The sequence below is a fragment of the Paenibacillus flagellatus genome (assembly GCF_003217775.1).
In the GTDB taxonomy this organism is placed as follows: Bacteria; Bacillota; Bacilli; order Paenibacillales; family NBRC-103111; genus Paenibacillus_AB; species Paenibacillus_AB flagellatus.
Genome location: NZ_QJVJ01000002.1, coordinates 465,577 through 482,456, shown reverse-complemented (window position 1 = coordinate 482,456; position 16,880 = coordinate 465,577). Strand labels below are relative to the sequence as shown.

The window sequence follows — 16,880 nt, the reverse complement described above, 5'->3', positions numbered from 1 at the left end:
GGTTTCGGATGGTTTATGATGGTGCTAGCAAGGAATCGGTCCTTCATCCGAAATCTGTCCATAATAAGAGGTGAACCGTCAATGGGGTTACGAAGCTGTATCGAATTGGAGAATTAGCTCGCCTTTCCGAAGTAAGCCCGCGTACGATCGACTATTATACGAAGCTCGGGCTCATCTCTCCCGAAAAAAGGTCGCAGACGAACTATCGTCTATACACGGATGAAACCTTGGCTCAGTTGAAACGTATAGAATCGTTGAAGAAGGAAAAGTACACCTTGGAAGAAATCAAGGAAAGCTTGGACAAATGGAACAAAGTAAGCCGCGATGAGGTTGTGACAGAAAAACTCACATCCTTGCAATTGCATTTGCGCCAATTGGAGCGCGAGGTGAAGGAATTGAGCCCGCTTCTCGAGGACATGAAGCCGAAGCAGGCGAAATACGCCTTCAAGACGTTGGCGACGCAAAGCGCTGCTTGCATCGAAGCACTTCTCCTTCTTCTAGGCAAAGGACCTTTCATGTAAGGAGGAAGACAAACCATGATTTTGTTCCACCCGATGGACTTTCTCATCCTCATTGCGGTGGCCGTCTCCATCTGGGCGCAATTCCGCGTAAAAGGAACGTTCAATCGCTGGGCCCAGGTCGAGACGTACTACGGCTTGACCGGCTACGATGCCGCCCGCCGCATGCTCGACAACAACGGGCTGCACGACGTGCCCGTCGAAGCGGTCCGAGGCTCGCTGACGGACCATTACGATCCGATCCACCGCGTCGTCCGGCTGTCCGAGCCCGTTTATTACGAACGATCGATATCGGCTGTCGCCGTCGCCTGCCACGAAGTGGGACACGCGATCCAGCATAAGGTGCATTACCCGATGCTCGTGGCACGCCACCGCATCTTCCCGCTCGTCAATATCACGTCGGGCGTCGCGCCTCTGCTGCTGTTGGCCGGCTTCTTCTTCCAGCTGTCCGGCTTGCTGCTGCTCGGCATCATTTTCTTCTCGGCGGCCGTCGCTTTCCAGCTCATTACGCTGCCGGTCGAGTTTAACGCGAGCAACCGCGCAAGGGAATTGATGATCGCGGAAGGCTTCATTACGAACGAGGAAGAACGGGGCGTCGCCAAGGTGCTGAACGCGGCCGCGCTTACCTACGTCGCCGCCGCCTTGATCTCGCTTCTCGAGCTGGTCAAGTACATTATGATTTTCACGAACCGGAGCGACGATTGATTGCCCGGACATAACCAAAAAAGCTTCCCCGAAACGGCGAACCGTTTTGGCGGAAGCTTTCTTATTTTCCGTTTATCTCAGCTTGAAATAGTCGAACAAAAATTGCTGGAACATTTCCGCCACGATCGGCAGCTTCTGGCCCGACTTGCGGATGAGCCCGATCGTCCGGGTAACGTGCGGGTCGGACACTTTCACCTTGACCGGCATGAGCGGACTGATTTCGGTCAGCGCCATTTCCGGCAGCAGGCTGACGCCCATTCCGGCGGCGACGAGACCGCGGATCGTATCCGATTCCTCCCCTTCGAAGCCGACGATCGGCGAGAACCCCGCCTTGCGGCACGCTTCCCATACGATGGTGCGCAGCGAGTAATGCTCGTTGAACAGGACGAACGAATCGTCCTTCAGCTGCTCGAGCCGGATCGACTGGTAATCGGCCAGCACGTGGCTGCCCGGCAGTATGGCGTACAGCTCCTCGGTCAGGACGATTTGGCCCGACACCTGATCGTTGTTCTCCGGGAACGGCGAAATGAACGCCATGTCGACTTCTCCCCGGACGACGTCGCGGATCAAGCTCGAGAACGTTCCCATTTTGAGCCGGAACTTGACGTTCGGATGATCTTTGCGGAATTCGGCGACCACCGACGGCACGAGACTGATGCCGAGACTGTGCGGGAAGCCGAGTCCGATTTCGCCCAGCTCCGGGTCGAGAAATTCCTTGATTTCCGCGACGGCTTTGTCCAGCCCCGTCAACAGCTCCTCCACCCGGCTCAGAAACAGCTTGCCGACCGGCGTCAGCTGCAAATTCCGCCCCTTTTGCACGAAAAGCTGAAGCCCGAGCTCCTCCTCGAGCTGATGAATTTGCCGGCTGACCGCCGATTGCGCGACGTGCAGCTCCTCGGCCGCTTGCGTCACATGCTGCTTCCGGGCCACTTTCACGAAATATTGAAGCTGTCTTAACTCCACCTTCGCGCTCCTCCAACGTTGCGTTTTACGTAACCGGCTCTACCTGCGAAACAGCGGGGCGAACAGCAAAAAGCCTCCGATAAACCCGCCGATGTGCGCATACAAGTTTATTTGCGGAATCAGGAACGAATAAATGAATCCGACGATGACGACCGTCTTGATCGTGGACGACGACTGCTTGTCGAGCGCTTTTTTAAAGAACAGCGCGATGAACAAGTACGCGGCGAATACGCCGTAGATCGATCCGGAGGCGCCGACCGACACGACCGTCTCCTTGCCGAGCAGCACGAACGCCAAGTTGCCGATAAAGCCGCTGCCCAAATAAAATACGGCGTATTTCCATTTCCCTAAAAGCCGTTCCAACGGCGGGGCGAAGACGAACAGGGAGAAGCTGTTGAACAGCAAATGACTGAATCCCGAGTGCAAAAACTGGGAGGCGAAATACCGCCAATAATCGCCCGAGAACGGCGCCGCGTTCACCAATGCGCCGAATCGAAGCAGCGTTTCGGGATCGTTCGTGCTCCCGTCGATTTCCATCCACAGGTACATGATCAGCTGGACGGCCAGGATGGCGGTCGTCACCGGGTACCAGCGAACGTATTGCCTGAAGCTTTCGTACCGCAAAAACAGCATCCGTCCACTCCCTCCGCGCCTACTCGAATTCGCACTTCCTCACTACGTATCATACACCATGGAAGCCCCTTAGCCAAATCGGATTCGAGCCTGCTGCATAAGGTACGGCGCCAAGTGGGACAATGAGTCGAAAGGAGCGTGCAACCCTATGACAGACGAAGCGAAAAAAAGCTTGCTCGAGCATGCCGCGGAAGTGGCCGAGCATCAATACGACGTATCCGACTACGACGGAACGACCCAAATCGCCGCCGGCACGGCCGAGACGCACGAGCAATTCAGCGACTCCTACGCCGCCGGGACGAGCGACGGCGGATTCACTCACGATCGTCCTGACGCATCCCAACCATAAGATGCGTTAAACGCCCGGCCGCCATGCGGAATCCCGTATCCATTTCCGGAAGCCGCCCCCGTAATCGGACAACATGAGGAAATCATAAACCTGCCCGGATTGAAGAACCTAATAGTCGTAGTACAAAAACCAATCCGAACAGGAGTTGACGACTTGAAAAAAGCAGCAGCGACTTTCGCTTTGGCAACGGCTTTGACGCTTTCCGCCGTTCCCGCAATGGCAGCCGGCACGACCGCTACGGGCACCGGCTACGATACCGGCGCAACGGGCGTCTACGGATTGAACAACGATACGATGAACGCCTCCACTCGCGGCTGGACGTCCAGCATGCCGGTGCCGAACCCGACGACCGGCAACTCCACGGCCATGTTCACGAACGGCACGGCCATGACGAGCACGACGGGTACCGGAACGATGGGCACGACAGGTACGACGGGTACCGGGACAACCGGTACAACAGGCACGACAGGCACGGGTACGACGGGCACTACAGGCACAACTACCGGCACTACAGGTACAACCGGTACAACGACGGGCACGACGGGGACAACCGGTACGGGAACGACTGCAACGGACGGTACGTACGGGGGTAACCGCTACGGCACGAACCGCTATAACGCCAATACCGACGGTTACGGCGTAAACAACTACCGCGCGAGAGCCGCCAACAATAACAACAATAACGACGGCTGGGGCTGGCTCGGCCTGCTCGGTCTCGTCGGTTTGGCGGGCTTGTTCGGACGCAACCGCGAGCGCGGCGACAACAACCGGGTGTAGCCCCAATTGATCCGGCACGGAAAGGCCCCTTCTTGCAGCTTGCTGCGGGGGGGCCTTTACGCCGTTCCGATCCGCCATTGGACAACCGTCGGGCGCATCCGATATAATGGGAGAGGTGATTGCCAAACTTTCTCATATCGGTAGGAGGATGATGTCTCATGGCACAAGAACGCGCCGGAGCCGCAACGTTTAAAGGGAATCCGATCACGCTGATCGGCCCGGAAATCAAAGTCGGCGACAAAGCTCCGAATTTTACGGTAAATAAAAACCTCGTCACGGAAGCGACGCTCGCCGATTACGCCGGCAAAGTGAAGCTGATCAGCGTTGTTCCTTCGCTCGACACGGGCGTATGCGACCAGCAAACGCGCCGGTTTAACGAAGAAGCCGCGAACCTCGGCGACAAGGTTGTCATCCTGACCGTCAGCGTCGACCTGCCGTTCGCGCAGTCCCGCTGGTGCGGCGCAGCCGGCGTCGACAAAGTCGAGACGCTGTCCGACTACAAGGCGAAATCGTTCGGCCAAGCCTACGGCGTGTTGATCAAGGAATTGCAGCTGTTGATGCGTTCCATCTTCGTCGTGGACGAGAACGATACGGTTCGTTACGTCGAATATTTGGGCGAAATGACGGAGCATCCGAATTACGAGGCGGCTATCGAAGCGGTCAAGAAGCTCGTGTAATGCCCCGAAATGCGAAAACAGCGGTAGGGAATCCGATTCCCGCCGCTGTTTTTTTAATTGCCGTCGACTTTGTACGAGCCGAGCTTGGAGTCGATCGCTTTGAACAAGTCGAGGATCGTCCGGTAATTGGAGCCGAGATCGCCTAGCGAACCGCGGGACGCCGAGTAAATATCGATCGCCGACTTGACCGGACTGATCGCGAACAACGTCAACGTGATGTCCTGCGTCCGGCCGGTGACGGTTCGTTTCGTGACGACGATTTCACCGACATTTTTCACTTCGTGGAGAAGGGTGTACTTCGGCAGCTTCTTCAACAGCGAAACGACTTCCTCCCAAAGTTTGTCTTTCGGGAGCTTGTAGTACCGGGTTTTCAGCGCCGGGTCTCTGGCCTTGTCGCCCGTTGTTTCGTGACTGCGGATCAAGCCGGCCAACGTTCTCTTCATCAAAAGCGAATCCCCCCTGGTTCCATACGTATTCTCGTTCTCGCGCTATATTCCATATTAACATGCTTTTCCGGCAAGAAAAAGAAAAAATGCGAGCCAGCTGTCGAAAACGAAAAACGGCCGGTCCGAAAACCGGCGGTTCTTCGTTAGTATAAAGTCGTGCACGTTATTCGATCGCTTCGATTCCGACTTCGCCGGAGAGCCGCTCGACGTCGTCCGTGCGAATATCCCCCGCCTGCGCGTTCAGCGCATTGGCCGTTCCGGCCGCCGTAGCGAGCCGAAGCGCGTCTTCGAACGGCGCTCCATTCGCGATCGCCGTCGCCATGCCGGCGACGAACGAGTCGCCGCTGCCGACCGCGTTGACCGCTTCGATGCGCGGGGCGCGGACCCGGTACAGACGGCCGCCGAACCCGGCGACCGAGCCGGAAGCGCCGAGCGTGACGACGACGCAGGCGACGCCTTCCTCCATCAGCCGCTTCATGCTGGCGTACAGGTCGCTTTCGCGCTCCAGCTTCCGTCCGATCAGCTTCTCGATCTCGTCCTCGTTCGGCTTGATGAAGTACGGCTTCGCCGCGACGCCTTCCAGGAGCGCGTCGCCGCTCGTGTCGAGGAACGCCTTCGCCCCTTCCGCTTTGGCGACCGCGATCAGCTCGGCATACAGCGGCGCCGGAGCCCCTTTCGGCAAGCTGCCGGAGAACGCGATGATCGCCGACTCGGCGGCGAGACTCTTCACCTTCGCCTTGATCGCTTCGATATGCGATGCGGAGATGACCGGTCCCGGCTCGAGCAGCTCGGTCGACGTCCCTGCCGACCGATCGATCATGTTCAAGCAAAGCCGGGACTCGCCCTCGACGGCGACGAAATCGTTGTCGATGCCGGCCTTGCCGAGCTCCTTCACGATATAGTCGCCGTTGCTGCCGCCGACGAAGCCGGTCGCCAGGACCGCAGCGCCAAGCTGGCGCGCCACCCGCGCCACGTTGATCCCCTTCCCGCCGGGGACGCTGATCATCTCGGCCACCCGGGACACTTTGCCGAGCGGGAACGAATCCATATAATACGTTTTATCGATCGCCGCATTGAGCGTGACGGTCGTAATCAGTGCCATGTAGACGCTTCCTTTTTTGTAAGGATAAAATAATTGCGACCGGTGAATGCAGGAAGCCGCCTCGAGAGCGGCCTCCCTTCCATTCTCCGAATCGGCCGATTACCGGAAATCGTTCGCTTTGCCGAAGCTGCCGCACAGGCGCATTTTTTCGATCGCCGCTTCCTTGAGCGCCTTTTTGGCCGGCACCATATATTTGCGTGGATCGTTCTCGTCCGGGTTTTGCGCGAATACCGCCTTGATCGCGTCCGAGAATACGATGCGAAGCTCCGTGGCGACGTTCATCTTGGCCATGCCGAGCGCGACGCACCGGCGCACCTGCTCCTCCGGAATACCCGAGCCGCCGTGCAGCACGAGAGGAACGTCGACCTTGGACGCGATCCGTCCGATCCGGTCGAAGTCGATTTTCGGCTCGCCCTTGTAAATGCCGTGCGCGGTGCCGATCGCCGGCGCCAGCGTCGGAACGCCGGTCAGCTCGACGAACGCGGCGCATTCGTCCGGATCGGCCATAAGCGCCTCGTTGTCGGCCACGACGATATCGTCCTCGACGCCGCCGACTTTGCCGAGCTCCGCTTCCACGTTGACGCCGGCCGGCTTCGCCACCTCGACGACCCGCTTCGTCTGGGCGACGTTATCGTCGAACGGCGAATGGGAGGCGTCGATCATGACCGACGTATACCCCGCGCGGATGCAGCGGACGATCAGGTCGAACTCGGTGCAATGATCGAGATGCAGCGCGATCGGAATGCGCGGGTTCAGGTTGGACGCCACCGTCGCGGCCGCCGCGATATATTCCGGCCCGAGATGCTTGACCGTGCCGACGGTCGATTGGATGATGAGCGGCGACTCCGTCTCGACGGCCGCTTCGACGACCGCTTGCAGCATTTCGAGCGTGTGCACGTTGAAGGCGCCGATACAATAGCCGCCGGCGCGAGCGGCTTGGAGCATCGGTGTCGAAGATACTAATGGCATGAATGATTCCTCCCGGATCGGTTGCTTTTTTGAGTATTTGGTTTCGTTTCGTTTCTTTTTCTATTGTAGCCGATCCTTTTTCGCGTGACAAACACTTTTTTGCCCGCGGCGCCGGAAAACGTCCCTCTCACGTCACGATCAACTGAATGCCGAGATCGCGGATTTGGTCGCACGTCCGCTCGTCCAGCTGCCGGTCCGTCACGACCGTATGGACGACCGATAGCGGGGCGACATGGGAAAAGAAGACGCGACCGAACTTGCTATGGTCGGCGACGACGATCACTTCCTTGGCGATCGAGATCATGCCGCGGTCCATATTCGCTTCGGACAAGTTCGGCGTCGTCAGCCCTTCGTTCAAATCGAAGCCGTCGACGCCGAGAAACAGCTTGTCCACCCGGATGTTCGCAAGCGCGCGCTCGGCGAGCGGCCCGACGAGGGCGTACGATTTGGGCCGCAGCTTCCCGCCGATCAAGATCACTTCGAAATCGGCGTAATGGCCGATTTGGACGGCGATGTTGGCCGCGTTCGTGACGACCTTGAGCCCTTTTTTGCCGGCGAGCTTTTTGGCCAGCATCATATTCGTCGTGCCGGCCGTCAGCAGCACCGCATCCTCGTCCTGCACGAGCTTCGCGGCCGCTTCCGCGATCCGCTCCTTCTCGGCGGCAAGCGCCTCCTCCTTCTCCGAAAACGACTTCTCGTGAGCGACCTCGCTCACCCGCGAATGGAGCGCCATCGCGCCGCCGTGCGTCCGGAGCAGCAGCTCCTTCTCCTCCAGCTTCTCGAGATCCCGTCGCACCGTCACCGGCGATACGCCTAGCGCATCGCTCAGCTCGGCGACCGTAGCCTTGCCGACCCGATTGACGACTTCCATAATGCGTACATACCGTTCTTCCGCAAACATGCTTATCCTCCCGCCGACGTCTCGCTACAGTATTCTGTAAGACGCTTCGTACTTTTCCTTTTGTTCCAGTTCGTTTGTGATCGTTTCCAATCCAGTGTACCACGCGGCGTCGCCATACGCCAACTGCCCGCCGGTATGCGAAAAACCGCAACGCCGCCCCGGATCGCCGGGGAATCGTTGCGGTTCGTTCGCGCGAACGCGCGCGACTATCGATCAAGGTTCGTCTTTCGGGACGAGCTCGTAAATCCGGCCGGATTCGAGCGTATCGATGAAGCGGTCCAGCCAGCGGTAATAAGCGAGCGCTCCTTCGATTTTCTCCAAATCCCTGTCCAGGACGGCGTGCAGCGACTCCTCCCCGTCCGTCTGCTCCTTCAGCCTGCGAAGCTCGGCCGCCGACTTGTTGAGCGCGCCGACGTTCGCCTCCACCGCCTTCCGCCATTCGATCGCGAAATAGTCGGCGAACGTCTGGTGCCAGTCCGATTCGGCCTCGTACAAATCTTTGCGCGCGCCTTTCTCCCATACCTTGTTGACCATCTTCAAATCGAGCAGCATCCGGACGCCCGTGCTCATGCTCGTCTTGCTCATTTCCATCTCCCTGCCCATCTCGTCGAGCGTCATCGGCTTCTCCGAGAAGAACAGCATTCCGTATAAATGACCGACCGATAACGTAACGCCGTACAAGTCCATATTTTTACCGATCGCTTCGATCACTCGCTTGCGGGCTTTCAATATCGCATCCCGATGCTGCTCGGACAACGCGTCGAACGGTTGCATCGTTTCGTCCTCCTCACTTCTTGCCGGCTCATGCCGTGTCTCCGGATAAGCGCGTCAAGAGGCTTGTCTCTCGCGGTCCGTGCTGCTGATATTATAAAAAAATCGATTCCGAAAGTAAAGAATCGGATCGGGTCGGATCAAGGAGAACGACCGAGCATACGGGAGTAAACTTTGTACAGTTTTTTCTGTACGTTCTTTTTATAAAGTTTTTTCTGTTGATTATTGGGCGAATCATCGATACAATAGGACGGGTAACGATTCGGACTCCAGGAGAAACGAGGTGAAGGCAATGCCTATGATCGAGTTGAAAGACGTGAGCAAGCTGTTCGGAGCCGTTCCGCGCCATGCGGCGGTCAAGCTGCTGGAGGAAGGCTGGACGAAGGAGCGGCTCGCGAAAGAAAAGCAGCTCGTCCTCGGCGTGAACCGGGTCAGTCTGACGATCGAAGAGGGGGAAATTTTCGTCATTATGGGGCTGTCGGGCAGCGGCAAATCGACGCTTGTCCGCATGCTGAATCGGCTGATCGAGCCGACGGCGGGCGACATCCTGATCCGCGGCGAAAGCTTGACGGATATGAGCCCGGCTGAGCTGAGGGAGCTTCGGCGCAAGACGATCGGCATGGTTTTCCAAAAATTCGCCCTGCTCCCCCACCGCACCGTCCTCGCCAACGCGGAGTTCGGCCTGGAAGTGCAAGGGATCGCCAAGCAAGAGCGTGCGGAAAAAGCGCGCCGCGCGCTCGAGCTCGTCGGACTCGGCGAATGGGGCGACCGGATGCCCGACGAGCTGAGCGGCGGCATGCAGCAGCGCGTCGGCTTGGCCCGGGCGCTTGCGAACGATCCGGACATTCTGCTCATGGACGAGGCGTTCAGCGCCCTCGACCCGCTCATTCGGCGCAGCATGCAGGACGAACTGCTGGAGCTGCAGGAAAAGATGAGGAAAACGATCGTGTTCATCACGCACGATTTGGACGAAGCGCTTCGCATCGGCGACCGGATCGCCCTCATGCGGGACGGCGCCGTCGTCCAGGTCGGCACGCCGGAGGAAATTATGATCAATCCGGCCAACTCGTACGTGGAGCGATTCGTCGAGGACGTCGACTTGTCCAAGGTGCTGACGGCCGAGCACGTCATGCGGCGCCCGGAAGCGATCGGACCGGACCGCGGTCCCCGCGTCGCCCTGCAGCTTATGCGCGAACGGGGCATCTCGAACTTGTTCGTCGTCGACCGCTCGCAGACGCTGATCGGCGTCCTGACGGCGGAGGATGCGGCGGAAGCCGCTCGCGCGAACAAACCGCTCGCCGATATCGTCATCCGGGACGTGCCGCAGGTGAAGCCGGATACGCTGCTGAACGACTTGTTCGAAATTTGCGGCACGTCCAAGCTTCCGGTCGCAGTCGTCGGCGATTCGAACCGGCTCGTCGGCGTCATCGTACGCGGTGCCGTTCTCGGCGCGCTGGCCGGACAAATTCCCGGAACGGAGGTGACCGCGAATGCTCCCGAAACTACCGCTTGACCGGTGGATCGAAGCGCTGGTCGACTGGCTCGTGGACCATCTGTCCGGCTTGTTCGACGCGCTGTCGCTTCTGATCAACGGGCTCGTCGAAGCGTTCGCCGCCGTGTTCCACGCGCCGCATCCGCTTCTGTTTATCGCGATCGTCGCCGCCATCGGCTTTTGGCTCGGGAAATGGAGAATGGCCGCTCTGACCGCCGTCGGCTTGTACGCAATCGTCAATTTGGGCTTTTGGGACGAAACGATGGATACGCTGGCGCTCGTCCTTTCATCCGCCTTCATCTCCATCGTGCTCGGCATCCCGCTCGGCATCCTATGCTCGCGAAGCAAGACGGCGGCGCGGATCGTCACGCCCGCACTTGACTTCATGCAGACGATGCCGGCGTTCGTCTACCTGATACCGGCCGTCATGTTTTTCGGCCTCGGCGTCGTACCCGGCGTCATCGCCTCGGTCGTCTTCGCCGTTCCGCCGACGATTCGGCTGACGCATCTCGGCATTCGCCAAGTGCCCGGCGAGCTGTCGGAGGCGGCCGACGCCTTCGGCTCGACCTCGACGCAGAAGCTGCTGAAGGTCGAGCTGCCGCTCGCTTGGCCGACCGTCATGGCGGGCGTCAACCAGACGATCATGCTGTCGCTGTCGATGGTCGTCATCGCTTCGATGATCGGCGCGCAGGGCGTCGGCGCCTCCGTTTACCGGGCCGTCACGCAAATCAAAATCGGCGAAGGCTTCGAAGCCGGACTCGCCGTCGTCATCGTCGCGATCATCCTGGATCGCTTTACGCAGCGAATGATGAAATCCGAACGGAAAAGAGGAATGTAACCGATGAAACCGAACCGAACGAAAAAACGTGTTGCGCTGCTGGCCGTCCTCGCGCTCGCGGCGGCGCTGGCCGGCTGCTCCGGCTCGGAAGCTTCTTCGGGAGGCTCCGCCGAGGCGGGGGCGGGAAGCGCGAAATCCGTCGCCGAGCAAGTCAAACGCCAAATCGTCGGCATTGATCCCGGCGCCGGCATCATGAAATCGGCGAATCAAGCGATCGAGGCGTACGGCCTCGACGGCTGGAAGCTCGTCGAAGGCTCGTCGGCGGCGATGACGGCCGCTCTCGACAAAGCGATCAAGGAGAAGAAGCCGATTATCGTGACCGGATGGACGCCGCACTGGATGTTCGCCAAGTACGACTTGAAATATTTGGCCGATCCGAAAAACGCCTTCGGCGGCGAAGAGAGCATCCATACGGTCGTACGACTCGGGCTGAAGACGGACCAGCCTTCCGCGTACCAGGTGTTGGACCGGTTCGAATGGACGCCGGACGATATGGCCGCCGTCATGTCCGCCATTCAGGAGGGCAAGAAGCCGGAGGAGGCGGCCAAGCAATGGGTGGACGCGAACGCGGCGAAGGTGGAAGGCTGGGTGAGCGGGGCCGCCCAAGCGGACGGCCAGTCGTTGAAGCTCGGCTACGTCGCGTGGGATTCGGAGATCGCCAGCACGAACGTCGTAAAGTACGTCCTGGAAAGCAAGCTCGGCTACAAGGTCACCGCCCTGCAGGTCGAAGCGGGGCCGATGTGGGCCGGCGTGGCGGGCGGCGACACCGACGCGATGGTGGCGGCTTGGCTTCCGACGACGCATGCCGATTATTGGAGCAAGTATAAAGACAAGGTCGAGGACCTCGGCCCGAACTTGAGCGGGACGAAAACCGGGCTTGTCGTACCGGCCTATGTCGACCTCTCGTCGATCGAAGATCTCAACAAGTAACAACACGCTGTCTGCAGAAAAAGCCTTCGATTCCGTACCAAGTACGGTTTCGAAGGCTTTTTCTATCGTCGGCGATTGTGTTATTTCCCTTCCGCCGCCACGCTGACGATATGCTTGTTCGGCAAATAGTGCAGCGCGCGGATGTGCCGGACCGTGCGCGTCTTCGCCCGCATGACGAGCGAATGCGTCTCCGCCCGGTCGCCAGGCAAATACCGGACGCCGTCCAGAAAGCTGCCGGGCGTGACGCCCGTCGCCGCGAAAATGACGTCGTCGCGCCCGACCATATCGTCCATGGTGAGCACCTTGTACGGATCTTGCAGCCCCATGTCGACGCACCGCTGGTATTCGGTGGCGTTGCCGGGCATGAGCCGGCCCTGCAGCTCGCCGCCCAAACATTTTAGCGCCGCTGCCGCCAATACGCCCTCGGGCGCGCCGCCGGAGCCGACGAACAAATCGATGCCGCTTTCCGGCATCGCCGGCGCGATCGCCCCCGCCACGTCGCCGTCGGTAATAAATTTGATGCGGACGCCGACCTTGCGCAGGCTCCGCACGATCGTCTCGTGACGTTCGCGGTCGAGCATCATGACCGTCAGCTCGCTCAAGTTTTTGCGCAGCTCGGCGGCGACGATCTTGAGCGTCTCCTCGATCGGCGCGTCGATGTCGACTTTGCCCGCGAGCGCTGGGCCGACGGCGAGCTTCTCCATATACATGTCGGGCGCGTGGAGCAGGTTGCCTTTCCCCGCGATCGCCAGCACCGAGATGGCGTTGTCGAGCCCGCGCGCCACGATGTTCGTTCCTTCCAGCGGGTCGACGGCCACGTCGACTTCCGGTCCTTGCATGCTGCCGACCTGTTCGCCGATATAGAGCATCGGCGCCTCGTCCATCTCGCCTTCGCCGATGACGACCGTTCCCCGTATCGAAACGGTATCGAACATCATCCGCATCGCCGTCGTCGCGGCCGCGTCCGCTTCGTTTTTCTTCCCTCTGCCCATCCATTGCGCCGCGGATAATGCCGCCGTTTCGGTTACGCGCACGACTTCGAGCGCCAGCTCTCTCTCCATGTTGCCGTCTCCCCTTCTGTAACGAATCTCTCCTCTCTGAATATTGTATCATTAATCCTTATTAGTGTGTCAATATGAGATTACATTCCGCCATTACGCCACACTACAATGAAGAGCTATCGTCTCCTATTACGCTACTTGCAAAAAATATGACGTCCGATCCTTTTGATTTGCGGCCTCGACCAGATCCAGGCGGAGGTCGCCGTATCGGGATTGAAGTAATAGAGCGCTTCGCCCGAAGGGTCCCAGCCGTTGACCGCGTCTCGAACCGCGCCGTACGCCGTGGCGTTCGGCTCGAGCCAGATTTGCCCGTCCGCGACGGCCGTGAAGGCGCCGGGCTGAAAAATGACGCCGGATACCGTATTCGGAAACGATGCGCTCCGCACCCGGTTCAGGATGACGGCGGCGATCGCCACTTGCCCGGTGTACGGCTCGCCCCTCGCCTCCCCGTACACGGCCCTGGCCATCAACGCGATATCTCCCTCGCTGAATTCCGAGACGGGGCCTGTCCAGCCTCCTCCTCCTCCGCCTCCGCCTCCGCCACCCCCGCCGCCTCCGCCGGTCGCTCCCGGCGTCCAGCTTTGCGTCGCTTTCCATAACATCAGCTTCGTTTTGGCGCCGACGACTCCGTCCACCTGCATGCCGAACTTGTACTGGAAATCGCGGACCGCCCGGTCCGTCTGCCAACCGAAGACGCCGTCGATTTTACCCCGGTAGTAATCCAGGTAGGCGAGCCTGCCCTGCAGCTCGTACACGTCCGAGCCGGTCGACCCGTAAAGGACCGTCTGGTCGCTGAACGAAGGCGACGATTGCGGGTCCCGTACGGCGAAAACGGCGATCAACAGAGCGGCGACCGCAACGGCGGCCGCGAACGGTTTCCAGCCCTTCCTCGACATCATGACGAACACCTCCTCCAACATAGGCTGATCGTGCCAGCTTTGTAGTTAGTATGAAGGTGTTCCGGCGTTTCTATTCGATTGTCGGCCGGGCATTGGCCTTCCTCTCGCCGTCCGACGTCAGTTGCATTCCGCGACGAGCGGACCGGCCAGCTCCCGCAAGTAAAACAGCTTGCCCGGAAGCGTCGGCATGTACGTCGACGGAAGCCACATGTCCGGGCCGTGCCTCAGCGTGATCCAAAGCGACATTCCTTGCCATTGCATGCCCCGCCCGAGCGCTCCGTCGCAGCCGCCGATAATCCGGTCGGACTGAAGGAACAGCCCCGGGCCGATCGTGTTCGCCCGGCACGGGACGAGCGTCGTCCGGCTTTTGAAGCTCGTTATGGCGTTTTGCTCGATCGTCAGCGGATGCAGCTTCGCGCCGATCCGGTACGGTGCTTGGCGCCACTCGTCCTCGCTCGCGAACTCCCCGGCGAAATGCGGCTCCCAGAACGCGATGTGCAGCATCCGGCCGATGCCGAACACCGTAATCAGCTCCGCTCCGTCCGCCTTCAATGCCGCGATGTTGTCCACGTAGGCGGGCAGCATCGTCTTGGTCGCGAAATGGCGCTGGCTTTCGGGAACCGTCAATGCCCCGAGCGGCCCGTAAAACGCCAGCTCCATCGCGTACTGAAACGCCCCCGGATTGGACGGCTCGAGCGTCCGCCCTTCCGCGTCGCTCCATTCGTCCATATTGAAGCCGTGCACGTGACCGCAGCCGACGTTCCACTCGCGGAGAAAATAGACGGCCCACTTGTACATCCCCATCGGGCCGACCGGGAGGATGATCGCCAGCTTTCTCCCTTCCTCCCGCGTCCGTCGAATATGAAGCGCGATCTCGTGTCCCATCATCATATCGAAATCGGACACGCTGTCGCAGACGACAGGCGCAAAATCGCGATGCCAAAACGGCTGGCGCTCGCCGATCGCCTCCGGCTCGTGCGCGCAGCACCGGTCGATTCGGTCCATATCCCACCCCGCGGGGTAAAACCCTTCCAGCATCGAGCCTTCTACCGTCATAATAAAATTCATTTCGCACCCCCAAAAGTGACGTCGCCCGCTCCCGTCAAGGGAGCAAGCGGGCCGTCGTCAGCCGCGGCCACGATCGGCACTGCACGAATCCTTCCGCATACGCGACGCCGCACTGCAGCCCGCGAAACTTGGAAACCGTCCGGACGAAGTCGAGGAAGTCGATGCCGTCATGCTCGTACAGCCATTTGATTTGGCTTTCGTGTGCGGCGTTCATCCGGATTTTCGTCTCGATCTGGTCGCTGATGTCCACGTATTCGGTCGGCAAAAATCCGACTCCGGCCAGCGTATCCATGTAATAGATCGGCGCCGCCTTGATGTCCGGCGGTGCCGGCTCGTCGGCCTCGTAATGCGGCACCGTCGCCGAAAAGCTGGCGTCGAACACCGCCTTCGAAACCTCCATATGGTCCTTCATGTAATCTTCAGGCGGATGCGTGATGATGACGTCCGGCTTCGTCCGCCGAATGACGGCGACCAGCTTGCGAACGAGCTCGTCCTCGTCGGACTTGACCTTCAGGTCGGGCACATCCAAACTGACAACGGTCGCGCCGATGAGCGCGCCCGACGCTTGCGCTTCTTGGGCGCGCAGCAGCCGGAGCTCCGCCGGCTCGATCACCTTATGGCCCTTGTCGCCGTTTGCGACATGGACCATCGTGACGGCGGCTCCGAGCGCGGCGTATTTCGCCAACGTTCCGCCGCAGCCGATTTCGAGATCGTCCGGATGACACGCGATGGCCAGTACGTTCATATGCGGCAGCTCCTTTCTTTCCACTCGTTTACGCGGAAGCGACCGCGCGCAGCGTCAGGCGCAGCGAGTCGCATCCGTCCTGAAGCGTCGACTCCCTGATCGGCCGCCCTGCGGTCAAGCAATCGAGGAAATAGGCGAGCTCGTTATAGTACCCGCCCAAGCTGGAAATGTTGCCTCCTTCCGGACCGTCGGCCGCTCCCGCGAAGCCGTCCATCGCCGGCTCGACGACGGCACCGCCGTTCTCGTAAATGCGCAGCGTCGGTTGGGACGCCGAGCTGAAAACGGCGGTCGCCCGCTCGAACCGGACCCGGTACGCCATTTCGAACGGAAAATTTTCCGGATTGTCCCAGCCGCCTTCGAGCGTCACGACCGCATCGCCGTACCGGTACAAGCTGAAAATATGCGCGTTCAAGCCGTCTTGGCGGACGATTTCCGCCTTCAGCGAATCCGGTTCGCCGAACAGCGAGCGGACGAAATCGACGTCGTGCACGTGCAGATCGAGCGCCGCCGAACCGCTTTTGTCCGCCTCGTGCAGCCAATCGCGCCAAGCCCAGCCCGGTCGGGGGCTGATTCGCCTGAAGACGCCGGAGCGGACCGGTCCGTACGCGTTGTCGCGGACGAGACGCGCGAGCTCCCGATATTCCGGCCAGAACCGGATGCATTGACCGACCATCACGTTCGCGCCCGTTTCCCGCTGCAGCGCGAGCAGACGGTCGGCTTCGCTTTCGTTCAGGCAGACCGGCTTCTCGATAAACGCGTTATAGCCCTTCTTCACCGCCTCCGAGGCCGCTTCGAAATGGAGATAGGTCGGCAAGCATATATCGACCGTATCGACGTCCCCCTCCGCGATTAGCGCCGCCCCGGACGGGTAGACGGCGGCCCCGAACTTGGCGGCGATGTTCGCCGCCTTTTCCGGATCGTCGTCCGCTACGGCCGTGATGCGAAAATCGTACCGTTCCGCAAGCGCTTCGTAGCAGGAAGCGTGCATCGAGCCCATGAAGCCAGCGCCGATCAAACCGATTTTGATCATCTCCAC

20 protein-coding genes are annotated in these 16,880 nt (G+C 60.1%); 8 read left to right on the top strand and 12 right to left on the bottom strand.

The window, feature by feature from the left end; translation table 11 throughout:
* The first annotated feature begins 95 nt into the window (after nt 1-95).
* Nucleotides 96-521 carry a MerR family transcriptional regulator gene (locus DLM86_RS05620; RefSeq protein WP_110838980.1) on the top strand — a complete coding sequence of 142 codons (426 nt, stop codon included), beginning with the start codon at nt 96-98 and terminating at the stop codon, nt 519-521.
* 15 nt (nt 522-536) lie between these two features.
* Nucleotides 537-1,223 carry a zinc metallopeptidase gene (locus tag DLM86_RS05615; protein ID WP_211326483.1) on the top strand — a complete coding sequence of 229 codons (687 nt, stop codon included), beginning with the start codon at nt 537-539 and terminating at the stop codon, nt 1,221-1,223.
* A 72-nt stretch (nt 1,224-1,295) separates the two neighbouring features.
* On the opposite strand, the gene gltC is transcribed toward DLM86_RS05615, so the two are convergent.
* Together gltC and DLM86_RS05605 are read right to left on the bottom strand one after the other, a co-directional pair.
* Complete coding sequence (gene gltC, locus DLM86_RS05610; protein WP_110838979.1) at nt 1,296-2,186, bottom strand: glutamate biosynthesis transcriptional regulator GltC; 891 nt, start codon at nt 2,184-2,186, stop codon at nt 1,296-1,298.
* Nucleotides 2,187-2,225: 39 nt separating this feature from the next.
* Nucleotides 2,226-2,819, bottom strand: coding sequence for a rhomboid family intramembrane serine protease (locus tag DLM86_RS05605; RefSeq protein WP_110838978.1), 594 nt, complete (start codon nt 2,817-2,819; stop codon nt 2,226-2,228).
* 148 nt (nt 2,820-2,967) lie between these two features.
* Between DLM86_RS05605 and DLM86_RS05600 the strand changes: the two genes are divergently transcribed.
* From DLM86_RS05600 to tpx, 3 genes are all read left to right on the top strand, one after another.
* Nucleotides 2,968-3,168, top strand: a complete 201-nt coding sequence (locus DLM86_RS05600) for a YozQ family protein (protein WP_110838977.1) — start codon at nt 2,968-2,970, stop codon at nt 3,166-3,168.
* 153 nt (nt 3,169-3,321) lie between these two features.
* Nucleotides 3,322-3,945 (top strand): WGxxGxxG-CTERM domain-containing protein, encoded by a 624-nt coding sequence (locus DLM86_RS31705; RefSeq protein WP_146250157.1) that lies wholly within the window; start codon nt 3,322-3,324, stop codon nt 3,943-3,945.
* Between the two features lie 158 nt (nt 3,946-4,103).
* The gene (tpx, locus tag DLM86_RS05595; RefSeq protein WP_110838976.1) at nt 4,104-4,622 is read left to right on the top strand and encodes a thiol peroxidase; all 519 of its coding nucleotides are present in this window, start codon (nt 4,104-4,106) and stop codon (nt 4,620-4,622) included.
* 53 nt (nt 4,623-4,675) lie between these two features.
* On the opposite strand, the gene DLM86_RS05590 is transcribed toward tpx, so the two are convergent.
* The 5 genes from DLM86_RS05590 to DLM86_RS05570 form a co-directional block, all read right to left on the bottom strand.
* Nucleotides 4,676-5,068 carry a DUF1499 domain-containing protein gene (locus DLM86_RS05590; RefSeq protein WP_110838975.1) on the bottom strand — a complete coding sequence of 131 codons (393 nt, stop codon included), beginning with the start codon at nt 5,066-5,068 and terminating at the stop codon, nt 4,676-4,678.
* 163 nt (nt 5,069-5,231) lie between these two features.
* Nucleotides 5,232-6,170, bottom strand: a complete 939-nt coding sequence (gene pfkB, locus DLM86_RS05585; RefSeq protein ID WP_342773054.1) for a 1-phosphofructokinase — start codon at nt 6,168-6,170, stop codon at nt 5,232-5,234.
* A 99-nt stretch (nt 6,171-6,269) separates the two neighbouring features.
* Entirely contained in the window at nt 6,270-7,139 is an 870-nt protein-coding gene (fba, locus tag DLM86_RS05580; RefSeq protein WP_110838974.1) for a class II fructose-1,6-bisphosphate aldolase, read from the bottom strand.
* Between the two features lie 127 nt (nt 7,140-7,266).
* Entirely contained in the window at nt 7,267-8,040 is a 774-nt protein-coding gene (locus tag DLM86_RS05575; protein ID WP_110838973.1) for a DeoR/GlpR family DNA-binding transcription regulator, read from the bottom strand.
* 213 nt (nt 8,041-8,253) lie between these two features.
* Nucleotides 8,254-8,814, bottom strand: a complete 561-nt coding sequence (locus tag DLM86_RS05570; protein WP_110838972.1) for a GbsR/MarR family transcriptional regulator — start codon at nt 8,812-8,814, stop codon at nt 8,254-8,256.
* A 289-nt stretch (nt 8,815-9,103) separates the two neighbouring features.
* Here DLM86_RS05570 and DLM86_RS05565 point away from each other — a divergent pair, with 289 nt between their 5' ends.
* Genes DLM86_RS05565 through DLM86_RS05555 form a run of 3 tightly spaced genes read left to right on the top strand, consistent with a single transcriptional unit; the run spans nt 9,104 to nt 12,071 of the window.
* The gene (locus tag DLM86_RS05565; RefSeq protein WP_110838971.1) at nt 9,104-10,324 is read left to right on the top strand and encodes a quaternary amine ABC transporter ATP-binding protein; all 1,221 of its coding nucleotides are present in this window, start codon (nt 9,104-9,106) and stop codon (nt 10,322-10,324) included.
* Nucleotides 10,302-11,141, top strand: coding sequence for an ABC transporter permease (locus DLM86_RS05560; protein WP_110838970.1), 840 nt, complete (start codon nt 10,302-10,304; stop codon nt 11,139-11,141). The genes DLM86_RS05565 and DLM86_RS05560 overlap by 23 nt, the downstream gene beginning before the upstream one ends.
* A 3-nt stretch (nt 11,142-11,144) precedes the next feature.
* Nucleotides 11,145-12,071 (top strand): glycine betaine ABC transporter substrate-binding protein, encoded by a 927-nt coding sequence (locus DLM86_RS05555; RefSeq protein WP_110838969.1) that lies wholly within the window; start codon nt 11,145-11,147, stop codon nt 12,069-12,071.
* 80 nt (nt 12,072-12,151) lie between these two features.
* Here DLM86_RS05555 and glpX read toward each other — a convergent pair whose 3' ends face one another.
* From glpX to DLM86_RS05530, 5 genes are all read right to left on the bottom strand, one after another.
* On the bottom strand, nt 12,152-13,132 hold the full coding sequence (glpX, locus tag DLM86_RS05550; RefSeq protein ID WP_110838968.1) for a class II fructose-bisphosphatase: 981 nt from the start codon (nt 13,130-13,132) through the stop codon (nt 12,152-12,154).
* Nucleotides 13,133-13,266: 134 nt separating this feature from the next.
* Complete coding sequence (gene sleB / locus DLM86_RS05545) at nt 13,267-14,031, bottom strand: spore cortex-lytic enzyme (protein ID WP_425453940.1); 765 nt, start codon at nt 14,029-14,031, stop codon at nt 13,267-13,269.
* A gap of 117 nt (nt 14,032-14,148) precedes the next feature.
* The gene (locus DLM86_RS05540) at nt 14,149-15,099 is read right to left on the bottom strand and encodes a sugar phosphate isomerase family (protein WP_110838967.1); all 951 of its coding nucleotides are present in this window, start codon (nt 15,097-15,099) and stop codon (nt 14,149-14,151) included.
* A 34-nt stretch (nt 15,100-15,133) separates the two neighbouring features.
* Complete coding sequence (locus DLM86_RS05535) at nt 15,134-15,844, bottom strand: PIG-L deacetylase family protein (protein ID WP_110838966.1); 711 nt, start codon at nt 15,842-15,844, stop codon at nt 15,134-15,136.
* A gap of 28 nt (nt 15,845-15,872) precedes the next feature.
* Entirely contained in the window at nt 15,873-16,874 is a 1,002-nt protein-coding gene (locus tag DLM86_RS05530) for a Gfo/Idh/MocA family protein (RefSeq protein ID WP_110838965.1), read from the bottom strand.
* Nucleotides 16,875-16,880 lie beyond the last annotated feature (6 nt).

Coding starts and splice junctions, on each gene's coding strand:
- DLM86_RS05615 (WP_211326483.1), top strand. CDS start 537: ATGATTTTGTTCCACCCGATGGACTTTCTCATCCTCATTGCGGTGGCC.
- DLM86_RS05605 (WP_110838978.1), bottom strand. CDS start 2,819: ATGCTGTTTTTGCGGTACGAAAGCTTCAGGCAATACGTTCGCTGGTAC.
- DLM86_RS05600 (WP_110838977.1), top strand. CDS start 2,968: ATGACAGACGAAGCGAAAAAAAGCTTGCTCGAGCATGCCGCGGAAGTG.
- tpx (WP_110838976.1), top strand. CDS start 4,104: ATGGCACAAGAACGCGCCGGAGCCGCAACGTTTAAAGGGAATCCGATC.
- pfkB (WP_342773054.1), bottom strand. CDS start 6,170: ATGGCACTGATTACGACCGTCACGCTCAATGCGGCGATCGATAAAACG.
- fba (WP_110838974.1), bottom strand. CDS start 7,139: ATGCCATTAGTATCTTCGACACCGATGCTCCAAGCCGCTCGCGCCGGC.
- DLM86_RS05575 (WP_110838973.1), bottom strand. CDS start 8,040: ATGTTTGCGGAAGAACGGTATGTACGCATTATGGAAGTCGTCAATCGG.
- DLM86_RS05570 (WP_110838972.1), bottom strand. CDS start 8,814: ATGCAACCGTTCGACGCGTTGTCCGAGCAGCATCGGGATGCGATATTG.
- DLM86_RS05565 (WP_110838971.1), top strand. CDS start 9,104: ATGCCTATGATCGAGTTGAAAGACGTGAGCAAGCTGTTCGGAGCCGTT.
- DLM86_RS05560 (WP_110838970.1), top strand. CDS start 10,302: ATGCTCCCGAAACTACCGCTTGACCGGTGGATCGAAGCGCTGGTCGAC.
- DLM86_RS05555 (WP_110838969.1), top strand. CDS start 11,145: ATGAAACCGAACCGAACGAAAAAACGTGTTGCGCTGCTGGCCGTCCTC.
- glpX (WP_110838968.1), bottom strand. CDS start 13,132: ATGGAGAGAGAGCTGGCGCTCGAAGTCGTGCGCGTAACCGAAACGGCG.
- sleB (WP_425453940.1), bottom strand. CDS start 14,031: ATGATGTCGAGGAAGGGCTGGAAACCGTTCGCGGCCGCCGTTGCGGTC.
- DLM86_RS05540 (WP_110838967.1), bottom strand. CDS start 15,099: ATGAATTTTATTATGACGGTAGAAGGCTCGATGCTGGAAGGGTTTTAC.
- DLM86_RS05535 (WP_110838966.1), bottom strand. CDS start 15,844: ATGAACGTACTGGCCATCGCGTGTCATCCGGACGATCTCGAAATCGGC.
- DLM86_RS05530 (WP_110838965.1), bottom strand. CDS start 16,874: ATGATCAAAATCGGTTTGATCGGCGCTGGCTTCATGGGCTCGATGCAC.